Annotated in this window: 19 protein-coding genes and 2 pseudogenes; 9 read left to right on the top strand and 12 right to left on the bottom strand. The window is 68.0% G+C overall.

The features are described from left to right. Nucleotides 1-123: 123 nt before the first annotated feature. Nucleotides 124-456, bottom strand: coding sequence for a hypothetical protein (locus tag AB0B45_RS31935; RefSeq protein ID WP_358138186.1), 333 nt, complete (start codon nucleotides 454-456; stop codon nucleotides 124-126). A gap of 30 nt (nucleotides 457-486) precedes the next feature. On the opposite strand from AB0B45_RS31935, the gene AB0B45_RS31930 reads away from it, so the two are divergent. Then, entirely contained in the window at nucleotides 487-624 is a 138-nt protein-coding gene (locus tag AB0B45_RS31930) for a hypothetical protein (RefSeq protein WP_358138184.1), read from the top strand. Between the two features lie 4 nt (nucleotides 625-628). Here the strand turns inward: AB0B45_RS31930 and AB0B45_RS31925 are convergent, their stop codons facing one another. Beyond that, nucleotides 629-1,288 (bottom strand): hypothetical protein, encoded by a 660-nt coding sequence (locus AB0B45_RS31925; protein WP_358138182.1) that lies wholly within the window; start codon nucleotides 1,286-1,288, stop codon nucleotides 629-631. Nucleotides 1,289-1,650: 362 nt separating this feature from the next. On the opposite strand from AB0B45_RS31925, the gene AB0B45_RS31920 reads away from it, so the two are divergent. Next, a complete protein-coding gene (locus AB0B45_RS31920) occupies nucleotides 1,651-1,839 on the top strand; it encodes a hypothetical protein (RefSeq protein WP_358138180.1) in 189 nt (62 codons plus the stop codon). Between the two features lie 3 nt (nucleotides 1,840-1,842). On the opposite strand, the gene AB0B45_RS31915 is transcribed toward AB0B45_RS31920, so the two are convergent. Further along, on the bottom strand, nucleotides 1,843-2,283 hold the full coding sequence (locus AB0B45_RS31915; RefSeq protein ID WP_358138179.1) for a MarR family transcriptional regulator: 441 nt from the start codon (nucleotides 2,281-2,283) through the stop codon (nucleotides 1,843-1,845). A 46-nt stretch (nucleotides 2,284-2,329) separates the two neighbouring features. Here AB0B45_RS31915 and AB0B45_RS31910 point away from each other — a divergent pair. The 5 genes and pseudogenes from AB0B45_RS31910 to AB0B45_RS31890 all read left to right on the top strand — a co-directional run. Then, nucleotides 2,330-2,908: pseudogene (locus AB0B45_RS31910) on the top strand (TIGR03086 family metal-binding protein); the annotation flags it as partial. A 54-nt stretch (nucleotides 2,909-2,962) separates the two neighbouring features. Further along, nucleotides 2,963-3,376 (top strand): RidA family protein, encoded by a 414-nt coding sequence (locus tag AB0B45_RS31905; RefSeq protein ID WP_358138276.1) that lies wholly within the window; start codon nucleotides 2,963-2,965, stop codon nucleotides 3,374-3,376. Nucleotides 3,377-3,414: 38 nt separating this feature from the next. Beyond that, a complete protein-coding gene (locus AB0B45_RS31900; protein WP_358138177.1) occupies nucleotides 3,415-4,974 on the top strand; it encodes an OmpA family protein in 1,560 nt (519 codons plus the stop codon). Nucleotides 4,975-5,453: 479 nt separating this feature from the next. Then, nucleotides 5,454-5,546: pseudogene (locus AB0B45_RS31895) on the top strand (aldehyde dehydrogenase family protein); the annotation flags it as partial. 20 nt (nucleotides 5,547-5,566) lie between these two features. Then, the gene (locus AB0B45_RS31890; protein ID WP_358138175.1) at nucleotides 5,567-6,094 is read left to right on the top strand and encodes a GNAT family N-acetyltransferase; all 528 of its coding nucleotides are present in this window, start codon (nucleotides 5,567-5,569) and stop codon (nucleotides 6,092-6,094) included. A 112-nt stretch (nucleotides 6,095-6,206) separates the two neighbouring features. Here AB0B45_RS31890 and AB0B45_RS31885 read toward each other — a convergent pair whose 3' ends face one another. The 8 genes from AB0B45_RS31885 to AB0B45_RS31850 form a co-directional block, all read right to left on the bottom strand. Continuing rightward, a complete protein-coding gene (locus tag AB0B45_RS31885; RefSeq protein WP_358138173.1) occupies nucleotides 6,207-8,234 on the bottom strand; it encodes a phosphocholine-specific phospholipase C in 2,028 nt (675 codons plus the stop codon). A gap of 14 nt (nucleotides 8,235-8,248) precedes the next feature. Then, nucleotides 8,249-10,120 carry a cellulase family glycosylhydrolase gene (locus AB0B45_RS31880; protein ID WP_358138171.1) on the bottom strand — a complete coding sequence of 624 codons (1,872 nt, stop codon included), beginning with the start codon at nucleotides 10,118-10,120 and terminating at the stop codon, nucleotides 8,249-8,251. Nucleotides 10,121-10,300: 180 nt separating this feature from the next. Then, entirely contained in the window at nucleotides 10,301-11,128 is an 828-nt protein-coding gene (locus AB0B45_RS31875; RefSeq protein ID WP_358138169.1) for a carbohydrate ABC transporter permease, read from the bottom strand. A 1-nt stretch (nucleotide 11,129) separates the two neighbouring features. Then, the gene (locus tag AB0B45_RS31870; protein WP_358138167.1) at nucleotides 11,130-12,101 is read right to left on the bottom strand and encodes a sugar ABC transporter permease; all 972 of its coding nucleotides are present in this window, start codon (nucleotides 12,099-12,101) and stop codon (nucleotides 11,130-11,132) included. A 2-nt stretch (nucleotides 12,102-12,103) separates the two neighbouring features. Beyond that, a complete protein-coding gene (locus AB0B45_RS31865; RefSeq protein ID WP_358138166.1) occupies nucleotides 12,104-13,372 on the bottom strand; it encodes an extracellular solute-binding protein in 1,269 nt (422 codons plus the stop codon). A gap of 81 nt (nucleotides 13,373-13,453) precedes the next feature. Then, nucleotides 13,454-14,659 carry an ROK family transcriptional regulator gene (locus tag AB0B45_RS31860; protein WP_358138164.1) on the bottom strand — a complete coding sequence of 402 codons (1,206 nt, stop codon included), beginning with the start codon at nucleotides 14,657-14,659 and terminating at the stop codon, nucleotides 13,454-13,456. A gap of 955 nt (nucleotides 14,660-15,614) precedes the next feature. Continuing rightward, nucleotides 15,615-15,992, bottom strand: a complete 378-nt coding sequence (locus tag AB0B45_RS31855) for a hypothetical protein (protein ID WP_358138162.1) — start codon at nucleotides 15,990-15,992, stop codon at nucleotides 15,615-15,617. 49 nt (nucleotides 15,993-16,041) lie between these two features. Further along, nucleotides 16,042-16,404, bottom strand: a complete 363-nt coding sequence (locus AB0B45_RS31850) for a hypothetical protein (protein WP_358138161.1) — start codon at nucleotides 16,402-16,404, stop codon at nucleotides 16,042-16,044. A 281-nt stretch (nucleotides 16,405-16,685) separates the two neighbouring features. On the opposite strand from AB0B45_RS31850, the gene AB0B45_RS31845 reads away from it, so the two are divergent. Then, nucleotides 16,686-17,447 carry an AraC family transcriptional regulator gene (locus tag AB0B45_RS31845; RefSeq protein ID WP_358138159.1) on the top strand — a complete coding sequence of 254 codons (762 nt, stop codon included), beginning with the start codon at nucleotides 16,686-16,688 and terminating at the stop codon, nucleotides 17,445-17,447. A 98-nt stretch (nucleotides 17,448-17,545) separates the two neighbouring features. On the opposite strand, the gene AB0B45_RS31840 is transcribed toward AB0B45_RS31845, so the two are convergent. After that, entirely contained in the window at nucleotides 17,546-18,055 is a 510-nt protein-coding gene (locus AB0B45_RS31840) for a MarR family transcriptional regulator (protein WP_358138157.1), read from the bottom strand. Between the two features lie 129 nt (nucleotides 18,056-18,184). On the opposite strand from AB0B45_RS31840, the gene AB0B45_RS31835 reads away from it, so the two are divergent. Continuing rightward, entirely contained in the window at nucleotides 18,185-19,648 is a 1,464-nt protein-coding gene (locus tag AB0B45_RS31835; protein ID WP_358138154.1) for an MFS transporter, read from the top strand. Nucleotides 19,649-19,761: the final 113 nt, after the last annotated feature.

Below are 19,761 nucleotides of genomic sequence, written 5' to 3'. Positions count from 1 at the left end.
GCTCCTCGCCGGACGTCGCCAGGAGGTGCGCGAGTTCACCACGCTGACCGCCTCGCGGTACAACGACGAGTGGTGGCCGGAGAAGAACGGGAGTCGATCCGGCCTTCCATCGGCACCACCTGCTCATCTTGGCTTGGAGGCGTAGGAACTCCCGCCAGGAGATGCCGGTGGTTCGGCGCGGCTGAGCAGCGCGCGCAGGACGAGCCCCACCAGGAAGATCAACGACGACCACTGGTGGAGCTGCCGCACGAACAGTCCGCCGCGCACCTCGAAGCTGAGCCGCAGCGTCGAGGCGTAGGCCCCGCTCATCTCGATGCCCAGCAGCGGCCCGAAGGGGCCGTCGTAGACGACCCGGCCGCTCGGCGTGTAGAAGAAGGCGAGGAAGGAGCCAGTGAGCAGGATGACCATGAAGCAGTAGACGAGCATCTCGCCCACCGGCGTCTTCTGGAGTCTCATTCGCCCTTGTCCATCAAAGACCAGTGATGCGTGATCGAGGCCCACCTCGTCGAAGGGCTCGGGCACAAGTGGCCGGGCGGCTGCTCGTGCAGCAGGCTCGGCGACCCGCTCGGGCCTGACGCCACGGCCGGCTCGTGGGACTTCTTCATAGCCCACCCCATGCTGTAACCCACTATGGCGGTCCTGGTCGAGTGACCAGACCAGGGCCGCTCTGCCTGCCCGGGCGCGAGGACGCGATAGCCAGCGCCCACGAGAGCGCCGTCGCCGCCACCAGTCCCGCCAGGACCCACGGCATCACCGGCAGTTTTTGGGTGTGGTGGTAGTACTCCCAGCCGGTCATCACCGCGGAGGTGCGGCCCGCCGGGTCGTAGCGGACCTCCTTCGTCGTGCCGGGGGCGGTCAAGGTGGCGTCGCGGAGCTCGATCTCGCCCCCCGGGCAGGCCAGCTTGTAGTCGTAGGTCGTGGCACCTGTGGCGTCCGCTTCGTCCGTGATGGCCTTCGCGCTCACGACTGGGCAGACGGCGCTCGTGCCGTACCTGGTCAGGTCGCCGAAGGCGAGCTCGTCCCTGAGCATCCCGCAGTAGAGGAGCAACAGCGGCATGCCCAGCGCCAGCAGCGCGACCGCGGCCCGTGCCTTCCCCTCCCGGGTCGCCGCGTGCAGGACCGGGCCCGCGATCAGGAAGACGCCGCCGAGTGTGCACATGGTCACCCCGAGCCCCCACGTGCCGGTGTGGTGGCCGAGCCACACCCCTGCCGTGGGGAGCGCGAACCCCGCGAGGGTCAGCGTCGCGCCGCCCAGCACGCGGAGGGCCGGGTGCCCGCGCTCGTTCATGGACGTCCGCCTCCAAGATCCGGTAGTGGGGATAGCATCCTGCACCGGGATCGGCGGCTCGCGCGCGCCCCCGCGATCTCAGACGGACAGCCTGGACCTGGCCCGAGGCTCCTGGGGCGCACGCCGAGCGTGCGCCATGTTCGATAGGCGCCGCAGTGGCGTTCCTGAAGCGGGAAGAGCGTCCACCAGACATACCCGTGCCGCCGGATCGAGCACATGGAAGCGGCCCAGCTGATCGGGCGCCGCGATTGTGCACGACGGCCCATTCAGCGGGCACGGTCCCTCGCCAGGAAGACAGGCAGATCGTCTGTCGGGTCTGGCTCGACATTCGGGCCCAAATGGGGCCCCGGAGGCCCGGCAATGTGCCGAAACCGTGGCGAAGAGCAGCCAGCGAGCATCCACTCGCGTTTCTTGGCCTGTGGCGCGGCGGCAACAGCCATCCGACGCTGGACAGCCTGGTAAGCGCCTTCGTGGCGGAAGCCGACAACAGCCGCTGGCTCGAGTACGACCCCACGCGGGGCTGGCTGCCGAACATGCACCTCACCGGCTGATCGCTACGACGGGCCGACGACGTCCTCGCGCGACAGCTCCGACAGCATCTGTACGGCGCGCAGGAAGCCTTGACGATCGGCCGCGGGCAGGCGGGCGAGCAGGCGGTCCTCGTTGGCCTGGATGACGGCGCGTACCGATCTGCGGATCCTGCGACCCTCGTCGGTGATCGCGAGGATCCGCGCGCGACGGTCGCCCGGATCCGGCTCGCGGGAGATCAGCCCGGCGTGCTGGAGTTTGTCGAGTGTGCTGATGATGCGGGTTTTGTCGGCGCCGATCGCCTCCGCGAGGGCGGACTGGGTGCGGACCGATCTGTCATCCAGGGCGCCGAGTACGGCGTAGCCCCACATGGAGATCCCGTGCGCCGCGAGCACGGGCAGCTCTGCGGCGACGAGTGATTGCACCAGGGGGTGCAGTATCGCGGCAAGATCGCGGCGCTCTGTCACGCCTCCAAAGATACTAATTGACATATAATAGGCACATGTAGATTATATGTACATGCTTATAAATATGTCCGCGCGTGACTTCGTCGCCCTTGACGCGCAGGCAGTGCGCACCAGCATGGAACTGGCGGCTCGGGTGCGAACGGCGGACCTGTCCCGCCCGACGCCCTGCGTCGGATGGACCTTGTACGGCCTGCTCGCGCACATGGCCACACAGCATTACGGCTTCGCCGCGGCTTCCAGGGGCGAGGGCGATCTGGCCTGGTGGAAGCTTCGGTCCCTCGAAGACGACCCCGTCGGCACCTACCAAGCCTCGGCCGAGCAGGTCCTGGCGGCCTTCGCCGCAGACGGCGTCCTCGATCGCCAGTTCCCGCTGCCCGAGTTCGGCGGCGGGCACGCCTTCCCCGCGGAGCAGGCGATCAGTTTTCACTTCATCGACTACGTGGTCCATTCGTGGGACCTTGCCAAGACCTTGGGCGTCGAGGTCGAGTTCGAGCCGGAACTGCTGGAGGCCGCCCTCGACGTGGCGCAAGCCGTACCCAGTGGAAAGGCGCGGCTCGCGCCCGGAGCGGCCTTCGCGCCAGAGGTCGCGTGGACGGGTGGATCACGTCTGGATGAGATCGTCGCCATCCTGGGCCGCTCTCCGAGCTGGCAGAGTGAATTTCCGATAGAGGAGCAGGTCGTGAGCACAGCTGTAAGATTGATCCGCAACGACCGGCTTACGCCGAAGGTCGATTATGCCTACGCCGCGGTCGCCGACGCGCCAGTGCGCTCTGTCTGGGTGGCGGGCGCGTGCCCGCTCGATCTCAACGGCGAGACCGTCGCGGTCGGCGATTACGCGGGACAGACCCAGCAGGTGATGCGCAATCTCGTGACCGCGTTGGAGGGGGCTGGCGCGTCGTTGACCGACGTCACCAAAACGACGGTCTATGTGGCTTCGTCCCGGCAGGAGGACCTGGTGACGGCGTGGGAGGTCTACCGGGAGTACATGGGCGAGCATGACGTGCCCAGCACGCTGCTCGGAGTAGCGGTACTGGGCTACGACCACCAGCTGGTGGAGGTCGAAGCCACCGCCGTCATCGAAGTGCGTGACTGATGGAATTCCCACATTTCGAGCATGGCGCGATCTCCGCCATGCCTAACCGGATCCTGGCCCTGGCCGCCGCCCTCACGCTCACGGCGACCGGGTGCGGGATGCTGCCGATGAAGCAGGCCGCACCCCTGCCGTCCAAGCCCCCGCCCTCCTCCGGCGCCTCGGCCTCCACCGCACCCACCCCCGGTGACCCGGCCACCACGGCACCCACCCAGGACGCGCGCCCGGCCATGGCCGAAACCCGCAGCACCCAGAACGAGAACCTCAAGCTCGAGGTCGTCGGCCTCAACCGCGTCAAGGGCAAGCACCTGGTCGTCCAGATCCGCCTGTCCAACACCGGCACTGAGAAGAACCTGGCCTGGGCCGCCGACATGGGCGACCACACTCGCGAGCTCGGCAAGATGGATTGGGCCTCCGGCATCGGCGTCCTCGACGCGCAGGCCCGCACCTGGATTCTGCCGTACCAGCCCGCCGACTCCCCCTGCCTGTGCAGCGACCAGGACCGCGACGACCTCGACTTCTTCATCGAGCCCGGAAAGTCCATCACTGTTTACGCGGTCCTGCCCGCCCCTTCGGGAAACCCCGCCACCACCACGGTCGTCACCCCCGTGGGCCCGCCGATGCCGAACGTCCCCATCAGCGACGACCCGCCGACCGGCGACTTCCCCGACCCTGACGCCGAGCCCGTCACCCCGGTCACCCGCCGCGTCATCCTTCCTTCCGAATCCCTGGACAAGTCGGAGGAGACCGCGGACGACGGCAAGGACCTGCAGGTCAGCCTCTCCTCCGACGTGCTGTTCGCGGTGGACAAGGCAACCCTCACCCCCAGAGCCAGGTCGGTCCTGGCCCGTACGGCCAAGCTCATCGACGCCTCACCCGCCACCGGGGTGAAGGTCGAGGGCCACGCCGACTCCTCCGGCAACGACGCCATCAACGACCCACTGTCGCTGCGCCGCGCCCAGGCGGTGCAGCGCGCCTTGTCGGCGGTGCTCACCAGGGACGGGGTCCGCTTCCAGTCCAAGGGGTACGGCTCCCGCCGGCCGCTGTACGGCAACGACACCGACGAGGGCAAGCGCCGTAACCGCCGCGTCACGGTCACCTTCACCAAGCCCAAGCCCGCCGGACCCGCGGACCCCGCCACCGACGTCGTCCAGACTCTCGCTCCCGAGGACCTGAAGGTTACCGGCAAGGCCGAGGGCCAGCCGTTCTCTATGGAGATCACCGGTTTGCGGCGGCTGCCCGGGGGGCTGGGCCTGCTCACTTACAAGATCAGTAATGCGGGCTCGGCCGAGGCGTGGTTCCACGAGCTGGGATGGGGCCAGGACTGGCAGTCGTACAAGTACAAGGCCGCCAGCAACGTCCGCCTGACCGACGTCGCCGCCCGCCGCCGATACCTCCCCGGCCGCCTCCAGGTCCCCACGGACGACGGCGTGGACTCCTACTGCGCTTGCACCGAGGTCTCCGGCGTCCGGCTGGGCACCGAGAAGTTCGCGCCCGGCCAGACTCGCGAGTTCTGGGACCTGTTCGCCCTGCCGGACTCCGCAGCGACCCTGGAGGTCAAGATCGCCACTTTCCGCGACCTCCAGGTTCCCGTCCAGTAGTCCCCGTACCCTGTACCCCGTGGCAGCTCACGCCTGACGTATCGCGTAACCCGCATTGGCGTCGCCCGTTCTGCTGGCCCATCTGTCACAAGCGCCACTGGCAGGACGTGCGTGGCGCTGGCCTGAGGTTTCGTGTCGTGATCAGGAGGCTCAGCGTCTGCACGGGAGCCGACGGTAAGGCGCTGGTCAGTGCTCGCCGCGGGGGAGACGTGGAAGGGTGCCGGCTTCGTGTTCACCCGGTCCGATGGGGATCGGCTGCACCCGCAACATTGGAGAACGGCTTCGTCTCGCCGGAATCGCGGCGGGACGGGGCTGTTCATCTTGACGCTCGCCCGGTGGGCGCCGCCCTGGATGGCATGGCGGGTTGATTTCGATATCCCGATGTGACGTGCCCTGACGCAGCGTGCCGGGGCGGATGAGCACGGACCGAGCACGGTTTGCCCATGGGCGGAATCGCGGTAGCCGCCGACGCCTACAACTTGCCCGAGCGCGGCTACTACGTCCCGCCCACCGTCTTCACCCAGGTCTCCTCGGGTGCGCGTATCGCCCAGAAAGAGATCTTCGGACCGGTCTGATCGTGAAAAATGGCCCCATGACCTGTCTGATCGAAGCCCCCCATCCAGGCGACGCTGAAGCCGTGGGCCGGATGGTTCTGAGGGCATGGCTCCAGACGTATCCCAACGAAGAGGCGGGGATCGATGAGAATTGGATTCGCGAGCACCGTGGCTCCACTGCTACTGCGGAGGGTGTTGCCCAGTGGCGAGAGTTCATCGAGGAGGCGAAGCGGTGGCCGGATCTCTTGTTCTGTCGTGTCGTCCGCTCCGAGGCGGAGATCGTCGGTGTTCTCTGCGGTCGCCGGGATGAGATGGTCAGCCTCGGGCCGATGTATCTGCTGAACGAAGCTCAAGGCCAAGGCATCGGAGACGAGCTGATGAGCGAGTTCCTCGCGTGGGCGGGAGACGCACCGATACACCTCTGGGTGACCGAATACAACGAGCGGGCGATCCGTTTCTACCAACGCTACGGATTCAAGATCACGGGTGAGCGAGAGCTCTGGCGAGGCAAACTGCCGAACGTGCGCATGGCCCAGGTCTCCACGCTGAACGGCATGGCCAGCTGAGCCAGCTGTCCTGAGTAGACGTCCCAGCGAGAGACGCGGCCTCGACAACGTCTTTTGAGACTTCGCGGCCATTGACAATCCTGTTCGGCGCCCAGGATCGGCAGCGTGGTGCCTAGCCGGAAACACTGATTTGGCCGTCCTCGAGGTGGCCCATGATCCGGCGGTGAAAGGACGGGTCCTCGGCCACGGTCAGCTGTAGGTCGTACCAGCCTGACGTGGTGTCCCAGCAGAGGACTGTCCGCCCTCCGGGCGCCACCGCCGCGTTCTGCCGGCCGGCGCCGTACTCAAGCGCTTCGAGCGTGAACGACAACCGGGCAGGGCCCGGGTTGGCGATCGTCACCGTGAGCCGGTGTCCGTCACCGCGGGAGGACACCGCCACTTCGGCGGCCGCGCCCGCGTCCGACCCGGCGAACTCGCGCCGGAACCCGTTCGGGCCGGTGAGAACCAGCCGGTAGGCGCCGCTCTTGACGGGGACGGTGAGGGTCTGCGTGCCGAGCACGTCGTACTGGCGCGGGAATTCGAACTCCCCGGCGTATGGGTAGAGGGCGAAATGGCTGCCCCGCTCCCCGACGTCGGTCATGGTGACGATCAGCCCGTCTCCTGCCAGGACGGCGGACGCCTCCGGCCGGTACGGCAGCGGCCGGGCCGGCCGGGTGCCGGGCTCCTGTGTGGCGAGCCGCCCCACTGCGGGCGGCGTGGCAGGCCAGCGCACCCGGAACGGTGGCACGACTACCCCTGCACCGGCCTGCGGCACTTCCCCGACCGCGCCGGCGTTCGCCCCCGCGGTGGACGCGGGCGGGTTGAAGTCGAAGGCCGAGGTGAGGTCGCCGGCGACGCGGCGGCGCCACGGGGTGATGTTGGGCTCCGCGACGCCGAGCCAGCGTTCCACGAAACGGATCGTGGACGTGTGGTCGAACACCTCCGAGCAGACGTGCCCTCCGGCCGTCCACGGCGACACGATCGTCATCGGCACCCGGTAGCCGAGCCCGATCGGCAGCCCGTCGATGAACTCATCCTCGGTGCCCTCCGGCGGCAGCGGCGGCGGCACGTGGTCGTAGAAGCCGTCGTTCTCGTCGAAGGTGAGGAAGAGCGCGGTCCGCTCCCATACCGAGGGGTGTGAGGCGAGCGCGTCCAGGATGTCGTAGACGAGGTCGGCGCTGTGGGCCGGGCTGGAGGGGTCCGGATGCTCGGAGTACGCCTCCGGCGCGACGATGTAGGAGACCTGCGGAAGCCGTCCCTCGGCCACGTCCGCGCGGAACGACGCGACGAGCCGTCCCGGCTCGACCCTGGACAGCCCCCGCTCGTAGGCGTCGAGGTCGGCGGGGGACAGCTCCGCCACCCCCTTCCGCAACGCTGCGAGCATCTCCTGCCGCCCGGCCGCGGGGAGCCGGGCGAGCGAGGTGTAGAAGGAGTGCAGGTTTCGGTGGGGCGTGTGCGCCAGGGCCCTGCGCGCGACTTGTTTGAAGGAGACGAAGTAGTCCAGCGGATTGCACTGGTAGTTGTCCCACTCCTGGTAGACCCGCCAGGTACGGCCCGCCGCCGTCAGCCTCTCCGGATAGGACGTGTGGGTGTAGCCGGGGTGGGTGTCCTCCTCACAAGCGTCGTTGCCGGTGGTGCGCCGCCCCGACGGCTCGGTCCCCACGGTCCCGGACCAGTGGTAGAGCCGGTTGGGGTTCGTCGGCCCGAACATCGAGCAGTGGTAGGCGTCGCACAGGGTGAAGGCGTCGGCCAGCTCGAACTGGAATGGCAGGTCGCGCCGGTCGAAGTGGACCATCGCGCCGGGCCCCTTGCCCGCGATCCAGCCGTCGTGCCAGCCGCCGCCCCGGGTCCGCTGCCCCGTGTCCCACTCATGGTCGACGCCCTCGACATACTGGAGGTCGCCCTCGGTCAGGTTCCGGTCGCCGGCCCCCGCGCGCACCGGGTAGGGGAGCACTCCGGACTGGTCGAAAACCGTCCGGCCGTCCGGCAGCGTGATGGCGTTGCGGTCGCCGAACCCGCGCACTCCACGCAGTGTCCCGAAATAGTGGTCGAAGGAGCGGTTCTCCTGCATGAAGAACACGACGTGCTGGAGGGAGCCGAGCCCGCCGGGCGGTGCCGGCCGGGCCAGCACCGCCCGCAGGGAGGGGGGAAGAGCGGACAAGAGACTGCGGCCTTTCAGAGCTTTCGGCAGTACAGGGCGTCAGGCGTGCCATAGCGTCCGACACGGGAGGAGAACGCGATGCCGGCGGCGTACTCGTCGGACGCGCACTGCGCCTTGTGGTAGCCGGAAGCGTAGTCACCACCCTCACCAGAGGCGGGACGGCTGTCGCCCCGGTCGTCCCACAGCGTCCGTCCGGCCCCGGCGAGCGGGACCCGCCCGGGAGCGCAGAGGACCGCCGACACCCGGTCCCCCCGCAGACTGTAGCCGTTCATGAACTGGCCTGCGGGGCACTGGTACTTGGTGAACCCTGACGCCCAGTCAGTCGTGACGTTCTCGCTGGTCACCACGGTTGCCGGGCCGGAGGCCCACAGGTCCGCCGATCCGGCGTCGGTGCACAGGCCGCCCTGGCCCTTCTGGCTGATGCCGATCAGGCGCTGGTCGTCAGGGCAGGACAGTTTGTGCGCTCCGGAGTCCCAGTCTCCCTGGGCCCGCATGCGCGCGGACTGGTTCGCGTCGTCGTGGATGGCCTGCAGCATGGACCAGGTGCGGACAGGGCTGACCTGCCCGGTGTGCCCGGCCGCGGCCATAAGGCGACGCCAGTGCGGGTTCCGCCAGTCGTCGGTGTCGTGCACGCTGCGCAGCCCGCCGTTGGCGGCGTACCGGACGAGGCCCCAGGTGTTTCCTTGGTCGTTTTCCTGGAAGCCGACCATCGGCCAGTACGCGAATTCCACGTCGGTGTCGATGAGGAAGTCGACCATGTTGGCGAACCAGGCCTTGTCCTGGTCGGTGGCGGACTTGCCGACGCCGAACTCGCTGATCCACACAGGGGCGGTGAAATGCCGGTCCGGGGTGGTCGCCACGTAGGTGGCGGTGTCGCGCATGACCGCGAACAGGTTGGAGCGGCTCAGGTCGCGGTAGCGAGGGTCGTGTGTCTCGCCGAGGCCGTCGGCGCCGGTGTGCTGCGGGCCGGTGTAGCCGTAGAAGTGCGCGGCGTAGACCAGCTTGTGCGAGCGGACGAGGGTCTGCGAGAGGGTCCTGACCGGCTTGAGAATCGGTCTGTCGTGCCAGACTCCGTCGAGCGGAATGCCCATCCAGTTGATCCCCTCGATCATGATGAGGAGCTCCGGGTTGGCCTCGGTGAGGATGCGATCACCCGCCCGCTGGGCGGCGGCGGCCCAGTCGTGGTCGTCGCCCCAGCCCCAGTTGGGATTGTCCCAGGTATCCCGGCGCACCTCGTTGCGCAGGTCGGCGCCGACGACTCGGTTGTTGGCCCGGTACCGCCGGGCCATGAACACCCAGTCGTCCAGCCACTTCTGGGAGCTCTGGCTGCTGTTCCACCGTTCGTTGCCGTCGACGCCGCAGCACCAGCGGGTGGTGGTCGTGTGGTTGTTGAGGATGACGGCGAACCCGTCGGTGGTGAGTGCCTCGACGACCTTGTCGTAGACCTGGAGCGGGGTGAGGCCGCGCAGTTGCGGGTTGGCCGCCACGCCGGCGTCGGTGACGGGCCGCGCGTCGTTGATCATCTCGTTGGAGAACGGCAGCCGGATGCTGTTGACGCCGAGCGCGCGGAAGTCCGCGAGCAGCTTGCTCACCGGGACGCGGTCCAGGCCGAGCGGGACCCGGTGGGAGGTCTCCGACGCGTAGTTGTTGGCGGGGTCCTCGTCGTCGCCGCTGCCGGTCCAGGTGCCGCTGGCTCCGTGCCAGTTGCCGGACCGCAGCTTGAACCGGTTGCCGGTGGCGTCCACGATGTAGCGACCCCGGGTGCTGAGCGGTCCCTCCCAGGACACGGCGAGGGGGGTCGGCTCGGTGGCGGACGCGGGGTCGGGGACGAAGGCCAGGCCGCTGAGAGCGGTGGCGAATACGGCTAAGAGTGCTCTGATTCTCACGAGGGCACCTCGGATGGGGAAGTGACGCGCGAGGACCGCGACGTCGCGGGGGGTGGAGGGGGATCCGCTCGACCTCGGGGCGCCCGGGGCGAGCAGGTGGCGGTCAGGAGAGGTCTGGGTAGGTGTCGATCGCGGCCTGTGGCGGAAGTCGCGGGCGGACTTCTTGCAGACGTCATGTGCTCAGTCCTTCATGCCGGTGGCGGCGATGCCCTGGACGATGTGACGCTGAGCGACCAGGAAGACCGCGACCAGCGGGAGGATCGTGACGACGGCCCCGGCGAACAGCGCAGGAAGGTTGACCGTCTGTGAGGTGAGGAAGGTGGACAGCGCGATCTGGGCGGTCCACGACTCGGGATCCTGGCCGATGACGAGGGGCCAGAGGAAGGCGTTCCAGCTCTCCAGGAATGACAGCGCGCCCAGCGAGGCGAGCATGGCGCCCGAGTTGGGCAGTGCGACCCGCCAGTACACGCCAAGATGGCCCAGGCCGTCCAGCCTGCCCGCCTCCTCGATCTCCTGGGGGAACTTCAGGTAGAAGTTGCGAAACAGCAGTACCGAGAACGCGTTGAACAGGCCCGGTGCGATGACGCCCCACTGCGTGTCGACCCCGCCCATCGCGCTGACCAGCACGAAGGTCGGCACGAACGTGGCCGAGGTGGGGATCATCAGGGTGACGACGACGAAGGTCATGACCACGCCGCGGCCAGGGACGGGAATACGGGCCAGGGCGTAGCCGGCCATTGAGCCGAGCATGGTCGAGAGCGGCGCGGTGACGATCGCGATGAGGAAGGAGTTCCAGAGCGCGTGGCCCATCGGCACCGACGGGTCGTCGAACACGTCCTTGAAGCCCTGCAGGGTGAACGGAGCGGGCAGCCAGTGCCAGTCCAGGTCGGTGATCTGCCTGCCGGACATCAAGGCGGCACGCAGCATGAAGTAGAACGGCGCGAGGAACAGCGCGGCGGCGACGCCGATGGCCAGGTACGTCAAGGCCGTCCCGAGGATCTTGCGCATGTCAGTCCCTCCGGCCGAATCCGACGAGGCGGCCTTGCAGCAGGGTCACCAGGACGATCAGCAGGGTCAGCAGGAACGCGCCTGCCGAGCCCACGCCGTAGTTCTGGTCCTTGAGCGCGGAGTCGTACAGGAAGACCAGCGGAGGCCGCACCGGGGCGGCCGAGCTGCCGGCGGCGGTGCCGAAGACGTTGTAGAACTCGTCGAAGGCCTGGAACGCGGCGATGAGGATGAGCATGAGGATCGCCACCGAGGTGTTGCGCAGCATCGGCAGGGTGACGTGCCGGAACTGGCGCCACCGGGAGGCGCCGTCCAGCGCGGCCGCTTCGTACAGGTGGCCCGGGATGGCCTGGAGGCCCGCCAGGAAGAGGATCATGTAGAGCCCGACCTGGAGCCAGAGCCGCAGGGTGACGATCACGATCCAGTACAGGGGCGGGTCGGTGCTGGCGATCCAGGGCTGGACGTCCCAGCCGAAGAGCCCGCCGATGGTGTTGGCGACGCCGGACGGCAGGCCGTTGAACAGGCTCATCTTCCAGATCAGGGCGGCGACGACATAGGAGACGGCGGCAGGGAGGAGAAAGACGGTGCGGAAGAAGGCCCGGCCTCGTCGAAGCCCGTTCAGAAGGACGGCGAGCCCGAGCGAGATGCCGAAGGTCACCGGCACGATGAAGATCGTGAACAGCACGATCCCGGTCATCGAGGACCGGAACGCCTCGTCCTTCAGCAGGAACGCGTAGTTGTCCAGGCCGGCCCAAGAGCCCAGGTCGACGGTGCCGCGCGCATCGCTGAAGCTCAGGAGGAAGCTCCAGCCGATGGCGATGTACTTGAACAGGCCGAGGCCGACGAGCATGGGTGCGGTCAGCAGGGCGAACGCCCCGATGGTCGGCCAATCGGTCCGCCGCGCGCGGCGGACCGGCCGGGACTCGGCCGGGCGCGCGGCGCCGGCCGCCCGCCCGGTCGTGGCGGTGTCTGGCATGGTCAGGCCAGCTGCTTGTCGAGTTCGGCCTGGCACTTGGCGGCGGCCTCGTCGAGCAGCGCCTTGGCGTCGCCGCCGCTCTTGGCGATCTTGAGTACGGCTTGCGCGAACGCCGAGTCCATCGCGGTGTTCCACAGGTTCGGGTAGGCCTTGCTGGTGTTCGCCAGGATGTCGGCGGCGTCCTTGGCCGGGCCGGAGCCGAACTCGGTGGTCTGCGCGGCGACGCTCTTCCGCGCCGGGACGTGGAACCCGTAGCTGACGCACCAGTCCTTCTGCAGGTCGGCCTGCTTGATCCAGAGCCACTGGATGAACTTCTTGGCCTCTTCGACGTGCTTGCCCTTGGCGCCTGCGACCGCGAACCAGCCGCCCACGCGGGAGACGGGCTGGCCCGCGTCGCCGAACTTCGGCCAGGCGACGACGCCGAAATCGTCGCCGAGCGCCTTCTTGATGGCGGGCATGGCCCACAGGCCGCACCACTGCATGGCGGCGGCTCCCTGGATGAACGCGCCGGGGTCGTACCAGTCGGTGGTGAAGTCCTGCAGCAGCGACTTGTCGTCGTGCAGTTGCTTGAGACCGGAGATCGCGGCGATGCTTTCGGCCGAGTTGAAGACGACCTTCTTGCCTTCGGGGTCGAGCAGGTCGGCGCCGTTCGACCACAGCAGCAGGTAGGGGGCATTGCCGAGGCCGTCGGAGCCGATGAACAGTCCCTTGCGCTCGCGGCTGGTGAGCTTCTTGGCGGCGGCGGCGAGCTCGGCGAACGTGGCCGGCGGCGTGATTCCGGCCTGCTGCAGGACGCTCTTGCGGTAGTACAGGACCATCGCGTCGTCCATCATCTTCAGGCCGTAGAGCTTGCCGTCGGCTGAGGCGGAGTCCAGCGCCACCTTGGTGTACTGGCCCTCCTGGCCCTTGACGATGTCGTCGAGCGGCGCGAACAGGCCGTTCTTCACGTCGATGTACTGGAAGTCGCCGATCTCGAACAGGTCGGGCGCCTGCGGGGTGAGCAGCGTCGAGTGCAGCTTCGCCGAGTAGTCGCCGGCGATCCAGGTGACCTTGATGGCGACGTCCGGGTTGGCCTTGGTGTACTCCTTGGCGTACCGGATCGCGGCCTGCTGGGTGCCGGCCTCGCCGTAGGCGTGGTACCACTGCTCCAGCATGATCTTGGCTCCGGCCTTGGCTGCGTCGTCCTTGCCGCAGGCCGCCAGCGCCATGCCGCCGACGAAGAGGAGGGACCCGCCGAGGAAGGCGCGGCGGGAGGACATGGTGGTGCTCATCGAGGTGGGTCCTTTCTGCAGGGGCGGGGGGCGCCCTGTCGGCCCGCAGGACGGGCCTTCGTTCTGGGGGGAGGGCCGGCGCTAGCCGGCGGGGGTGACGAGGGATTGAACGGCGACGGCTGCCGCGCCGCGCGCCCACTCCTCGAACGGCAGCGGGCGGATGATCAGGCTGCACCGCCCAGCGCTGCCGTAGGCCTGGGCCGCGAACGCCTCGCGGATCGACTCCTCGAACAGGTCGTAGGCGTCGAGCCCTTCGCCGGAGACCACGAGACGTTCGGGGCCGAAAAGGTTCGCCACAATGGCCAGCCCGAGCCCGATGGCCTGGCCGACGGTGCCGAAGACCTTGCGGAGCACTTGGTCACCTGAGCGGGCCAGATCGACCGCCTGGCTGATCGTGAGGTCCTCGACGCCGGTGGCACGGCGAGCCTCGGTGATCAGGGCCTGGGTGGAGGCCAGCCCCTCCAAGCAGCCCATCGCGCCGCAGTGGCAGGGCGGCCCCTCGACGCCGATCGGCACGTGGCCGATCTCGCCGGACACGCCGAACGCGCCGGAGATGACACCGCCGTTGGCGACGAACGCGCTGCCGATGCCGGTGCCGATGGTGACCAGGGCGAAGGAGGACGCGCCGATGCCCTCGCCGAACCACTGCTCGGCGACCGCGAGGGCCTTGACATCGTTCTCCAGGGTCGTGGTGAGCCCGGTGGCCTCCTCGAGCAGCGCGGCGAGCGGGACGTCCCGCCAGCCGAGGAAGGGCGAGTAGCGGACGGTGCCGGTGGTGCGGTCGGCGTCGCCGGAGATGGCGACGCCGACTCGCCGCGCCCGCTGCCGGAAGTCGGGGTGCTGGTCCAGCAACTCCGTGATGAGCGCGGCGATGGCCGCGACGACGTCGGCGGGTTCCATGGGGGCAGCGGGGGCGTCGGTCCGCACGTCGAAGCCGGGTACGGCGTGGTGACGGGCGGCCACGATCCGAGCGCCGAGGTCGGTGACCACGCCGATGAGGTCATCACCGGTGATCTTGATGCCGACGACGTACTCGCGTTCCGGCACGATCGCCAGGGGGTTGGCGGGCCTGCCCGCGCCGGGTGCGGTCCGCTCGCCGGGCGGCAGTTCCTTCAGGTAGCCCGCCTCGATCAGGGGGCGGGCGACCTTGGTCACGGCAGCCGGCGACAGGCCGCTGAGCCGGGCCAGGTCCACCCTGCTCACCGGGCCACGGGTGAGGATCATGGTGAAGAGCGCGGCGGCGGTGGGGCCGGTGATGGGCGTCCTGGAGTCCTGGCGGCTCGGCATGCCGGTTACCGTAAGGTTAACTAATTAATATCGTCAAGAATTTAATTCCGAGCGCGCAGGCCCTACACTTCCGGACCGTCGCCGAATCCTCGAGGAGCGCCCCACTGTGATCGAGTTCGACCGCCGGGCCTGGCCGCTCGGCACCTCGGCGAGGACGATCGTTCTGACCTGTGCCGCTCGCAAACACTCGGGTCCGCTATGAGCCTGGGGATCGGTTGTGGCCGGCGGCGTGGTCGCGGTTGATCTCGCGTCGTCGCTGGGCGGAGGTCTTCTCGCCGGCCACGTTGCTGTCCCGGCATCGCGCCTTGGTTGCTCGCACATGGGACTACAGCGCGCGGCGACGACCAGGTCGATCGTCGACCAGCCAGCCGATCAGAGGATTGGTGCTGCGGTTGGCCGAGGAGAATCCGCGCTGGGGGCACCGCGGGATTCAGGGGGAGCTGTCTCGGCGACTGGGCTACTCGATCGCAGCGTCGACGGTGTGGGAGATCTCGGCCAAGGCCGGTGTCGATCCCACGCCGCGGCGTGCGGGTCCGCCCTGGCGGGAGTTCCTCGCCGCGCAGGCCGAGGGGATTGTCGCGGTTGACTTCCTGCGTCTCGACTGCGCGGTCACGCTCAAACGGCTCTGCGTTCTGCTCTTCATCGGGCACGGGACACATCGAGGAGTTCCCGGCGCAGTGTCCCGATGGCACGCTCGCAGATCGCATTGGCCTTCGATGCTCGAGGCGGGGTCACGATGACCTCGGTGTAACCATGGCGGGCGGCGCCGGCGCTCTGGGAGAGCGCGCCCAGCACGAACGGCCCTCTCGACAGGGACGTCATCGAGGACAGCCGGAACAAAATCCGAACGGCCTGTGGCGCCTGGCGGCCGCCGGCGAGAAGCCTCCGAGTTCTAGCTCATTGTCGGAATGCTGTTGTTCAGAGAGCCCCGGCACCGGCGTTCACGCGGGCGGCTCTAGCATTCGCCGCGCCACGTCACGCTCTGCACCCACGCGCCGCCACTCGGCACCTCACTATCGAGAGAGAAGTGCTCCTGGCTGCCGTTGTAGTAGTAGTGCAGACAGTCACTGTGCCGAACACTACCCGTGTACCACACCACCTGAATATGGTCCTGCCCGGGGTCGTAGTTACCGTTGTTGACCAGGTAGCGGAAACGCTGCGCTCCCGACCAGTTCCCCTCCGACTTGAGCGGGACGGAATAGTTGTCGTCATAGGCGCACCAGTACCCGGCCGGGCAGTTGTACACGTTGCCGCTCGCCGACGCAGGAGCCGCGGCGGAGAGGACGGCGGCGGCCGAAACGGCGGCCATGGCAGCAGAGGTGAGGAGGCGCATTCGAGATCCCTTCGAGGCGGAGAGTACAGGGGTTCGGCGGTCGGGCTCGTCAGCATTCGCCGCGCCAGGTCACCGATTTCAACCTGGCGATACCCGGCTCGAACTGCCATTCGCCGGGGCCAGGGTTGTAGTGCAGGCAGCGGCTGTGCCATGAACCGTTCTGCACGTAAACGACCTGAATGTGGTCCTGCCCGGGGTCGTAGTTACCGTTGTTGATGATTCCGGTGAACTCGACGTCGCCTCGCCAGTCGCCTTCACTCATGGGGCCGTAGCCGTACCCCCAGTTGTAGGCGCACCAGAAGCCGGACTTGCAATACGGCAGATCAGGGCCAGCCTGTGCGGGTGCTGGAGCGGAGACCGTCAGGGCGGCTGCGGAGACGGCTGCGGCAGCCAGAACGCTGCGAAGTTTCATGCATATCCTTTCCCGACCGATTTCGCATCGACCAGATTCGCGCCGGCCAGGGTTCAATGATCACCATTCTGAAGGTCGGTCGCGGCCGCCGTATTGAAGAAAAGGGACATACCTGCTTCCGGCACCCCGGCCGGGACATGACCCGCCCCGAACGCACCTTCATCCCTTGCCGCGAACGACGAGGCGAGACCGCCCACCTCTTGTCTGGAGACCGGAATTCGCGCGTTCCTCATGTGGCCACACACTGGCGAACGCCCCTTAGGGGGACATATTGTCGGGCTGTGACGCGAGCGGGGAACGTGATCCGCGATGCCGGGCTGTGCGTTGCTTCCGAGGACCAGCCTGAGCCAGAACGCTGGCATTTCCCAACAACTCTGGTGACGCTCATTTTCAACCGGGATGAGCGTGCGATCGCACTAGAGGGCCAGTCCACGCCGCAGGCGTGGGTCAGTGGGCCGCGTGAGCGCATGGTCCTGGCGACGGCCACCGGCTCCGGAGCGTCTATGGTCGCCGTCTCCGTGCCGCCGATGGTGGCCCGTCGCCTGTTCAGGGGAATCGGCATGCACGAGCTGACCGGTCAGCCCGTGTTCGAGATCAGGGACCTGCTCGGGCGCGGTACCAGCAAACTGACGGATGCCAGCCGTCGCGACGAGTGGCGGCAGGCGGTGCCCGAGGCGCTCGCCGGGCTGCTGGCCGTAAAACCCAGGCTCCACGGCGAAGCCACCGCCGAGCACGCATGGCGGACGCTGTGTGCCAGCGGTGGTCGCTTGCGCATCGAGGATCTGGCCCGCACCGTCGGATGGACACGTAGACACCTGGTCCGTCAGTTCACCGAACACATCGGAATGACGCCCAAACTGGCCGGCCGAATCCTCCGGATGAAGCAAGCCGTGGCCTTGCTGGATCGCGGCCGCCCGGGAAGCGTGGCGGCAGCGGAAGCCGGATACAGCGATCACGCACATTTCATCCGGGAGACGCGGGCGCTCACTGGCCGTACGCCGACGGCTTGGCTGGGGCAGATTCACTGCCCGCTCTACGGCTAGACGGTGCGGGTGCCGAATATTCATCCGTGCAAGTTAGCGGCATGGTGGACGATCCGGCCCTACGGATGTCAGCACGGAGTTGGTCGATGATCGATGGGCTACACCCGAGCTCCCGTGGGGCTTTCCTCATCGTCGGGCGCGGACTTGAGTCGGTGGATCTCAGCGGCGGTGCTGCGCTCGGCTGTTCTCATAAATCGGATGAGGGTGCTGAGCTCTTCGTCGCCGAAGGCGCCTAGGTCGTCCCGCGTACGTGCGATCAGTCCTGAGTAGGCGGCGGTGACCCGGTCGAGGCCTTCCTGGGTGGGCTCGATGAGCACTCGCCTGCGGTCGTCGGGGTCAGCCACCCGCCGGACGCAGCCCGCGGCGACGAGCCGGTCAATCATGCGTGAAGCCGATCCGGTAGTGAGATTCACGTGCTTGGCCAGAACGCTCGGTGTCGTTGGGCCGTGATGGCCCAGCACGTGCAGGCATTGCACATCGGTGTCGGTGACACCCAGCCGGTTAGCGACAACGTTGTTGAGCCGCACGACCAAGATCGCCCAGCCGGGTACCGCGTCTCCGATGATCTCGGCAAGCAGCGCTTCCCTGTCCGGGTTCAGCTTCGTCATCGTGACACCTACTCCATCCGTTATCGCTGCGTCGCGCAGTAATTCTGTAGTACATTCGCTGCGTGGCGCAGCTACTGTGTGGCGCAGCTACATTATCGCATTACCCCTGACCGAGGAGTACAGCGCAGTATGACCACATCCACCCACCCTCAACGCGGCGGCGCGACGCCTCCCACCCTCCTGTCCGGGCGCACGGCGTTCGTCGTTCTGGCCGTGATCCTCATCGCGGACTTCATGGAGCTCCTCGATGCCACGATCGTCAGCGTGGCGGCCCCGGCGATCGCCGAGGACCTGGGCGCCAGTGAGGCTGCACTGCAGTGGATGCTGGCCGGGTACACACTCTCCGCCGGAGCAGGCCTGATCACCGGTGGCCGCATCGGCGACCAGTTCGGACGCCGCCGCGTGTTCCACCTTGGACTGGCCGCGTTCATGCTGGCCTCGGCTGGTTGTGGGCTGGCGCCGAGCCCTGGTGTGCTGATCGGCACGCGGGTCGCGCAAGGCTTGGCCGCCGGACTGATGATCCCGCAGGTGTTCGGCATCATCCGCGCCTCGTTCGAGCCCGGCGCACGCGTGAAGGCTCTCGGCGCCTACGGTGCTGTGCTCGGCCTGGCCTCGGTGGCCGGACCGCTGCTCGGTGGAGTCCTGGTCGAAGCCGACCTCCTCGGTCTGGGCTGGCGGGCGATCTTCTGGGTGAACGTTCCGATCGCGATCATCGGGCTGATCGTGGGAGCCCGATTCTTGCCCGAGTCCCGCGTTCCGGGCAACGCCCGGCTGGACCTGCCGGGCGCGGTCCTCGCCGCCGCCGCCGCGGTGCTCCTGCTCCTGCCCCTCATGCAAGGACGCGACTGGGGCTGGCCCTGGTGGGGCTTCCTCATCCTGGCGCTCTCGATCCTGGCGGTGGCCCTGTTCCTCATCAGGGAACGGCGACTGGTCGCACGCGGCGGGCAGCCGATCCTCGATCCCGCCCTCCTTCGGGTGCGGGCCTTCGCCGGTGGCCTGTCCGTTTCCCTACTGTTCTTCGGAGCACTCGGTTCCTTCTTCCTCTTGCTGTCGCTCTACCTCCAGCTGGGCACCGGACGCACCGCGCTCGAAACCGGTCTCGTGATCCTGCCCTATGCCGTCGGCTCGATCATCACCTCCGGGATCGGTGTCCAGTTCGCCCACCGCGCCCTCCTTGTATCGGGCGCATTGATCCTGGCCGCGTCTCAAATCGTCCTGTTCCTCATCGTCGGTGGCGGCGCCGAACCCTCCTACTGGGCACTTGCCACGCCGCTGTTCATAGGAGGCCTGGGGCTGGGACTCACCGCCCCGTCCCTGATCAACGTCGTTCTCGCCGGCGTACCCGCCAAAGACGCCGGTGCCGCGGGCGGTGTCCTCACCACCGTCGGCCAAGTTGGCAACGCGCTCGGTGTCGCCGTCCTCGGGGTCGTGTTCTTCACCCGGTTGGAAAGCTCCTTCACCGATGGGGGCGCCAGCCTCATCGCCTACAGCGACGCCCTCACCACGATCCTGCCCTGGCAGGTCACCTGCTACATCGCCGCGGCCGCACTCATGTTCCTGCTGCCCAGACGCGCGAACACCTCTCACGAGTGACCGCGAGCACGCCGCAGGCCGTGACACAGCCTCTCGTACGTCCGTACACGTCGACGAGCGCGTCGAGAATTGGCCGAAGACCGACCTCGACCGCCGAGAAGTCGTCGCGGAGT

Source organism: Nonomuraea sp. NPDC049152 (assembly GCF_040648355.1).
Taxonomy (GTDB): Bacteria; Actinomycetota; Actinomycetes; order Streptosporangiales; family Streptosporangiaceae; genus Nonomuraea.
Note: the sequence above shows the minus strand (reverse complement) of the source record. Positions and strands in the feature narration are given on the sequence as shown.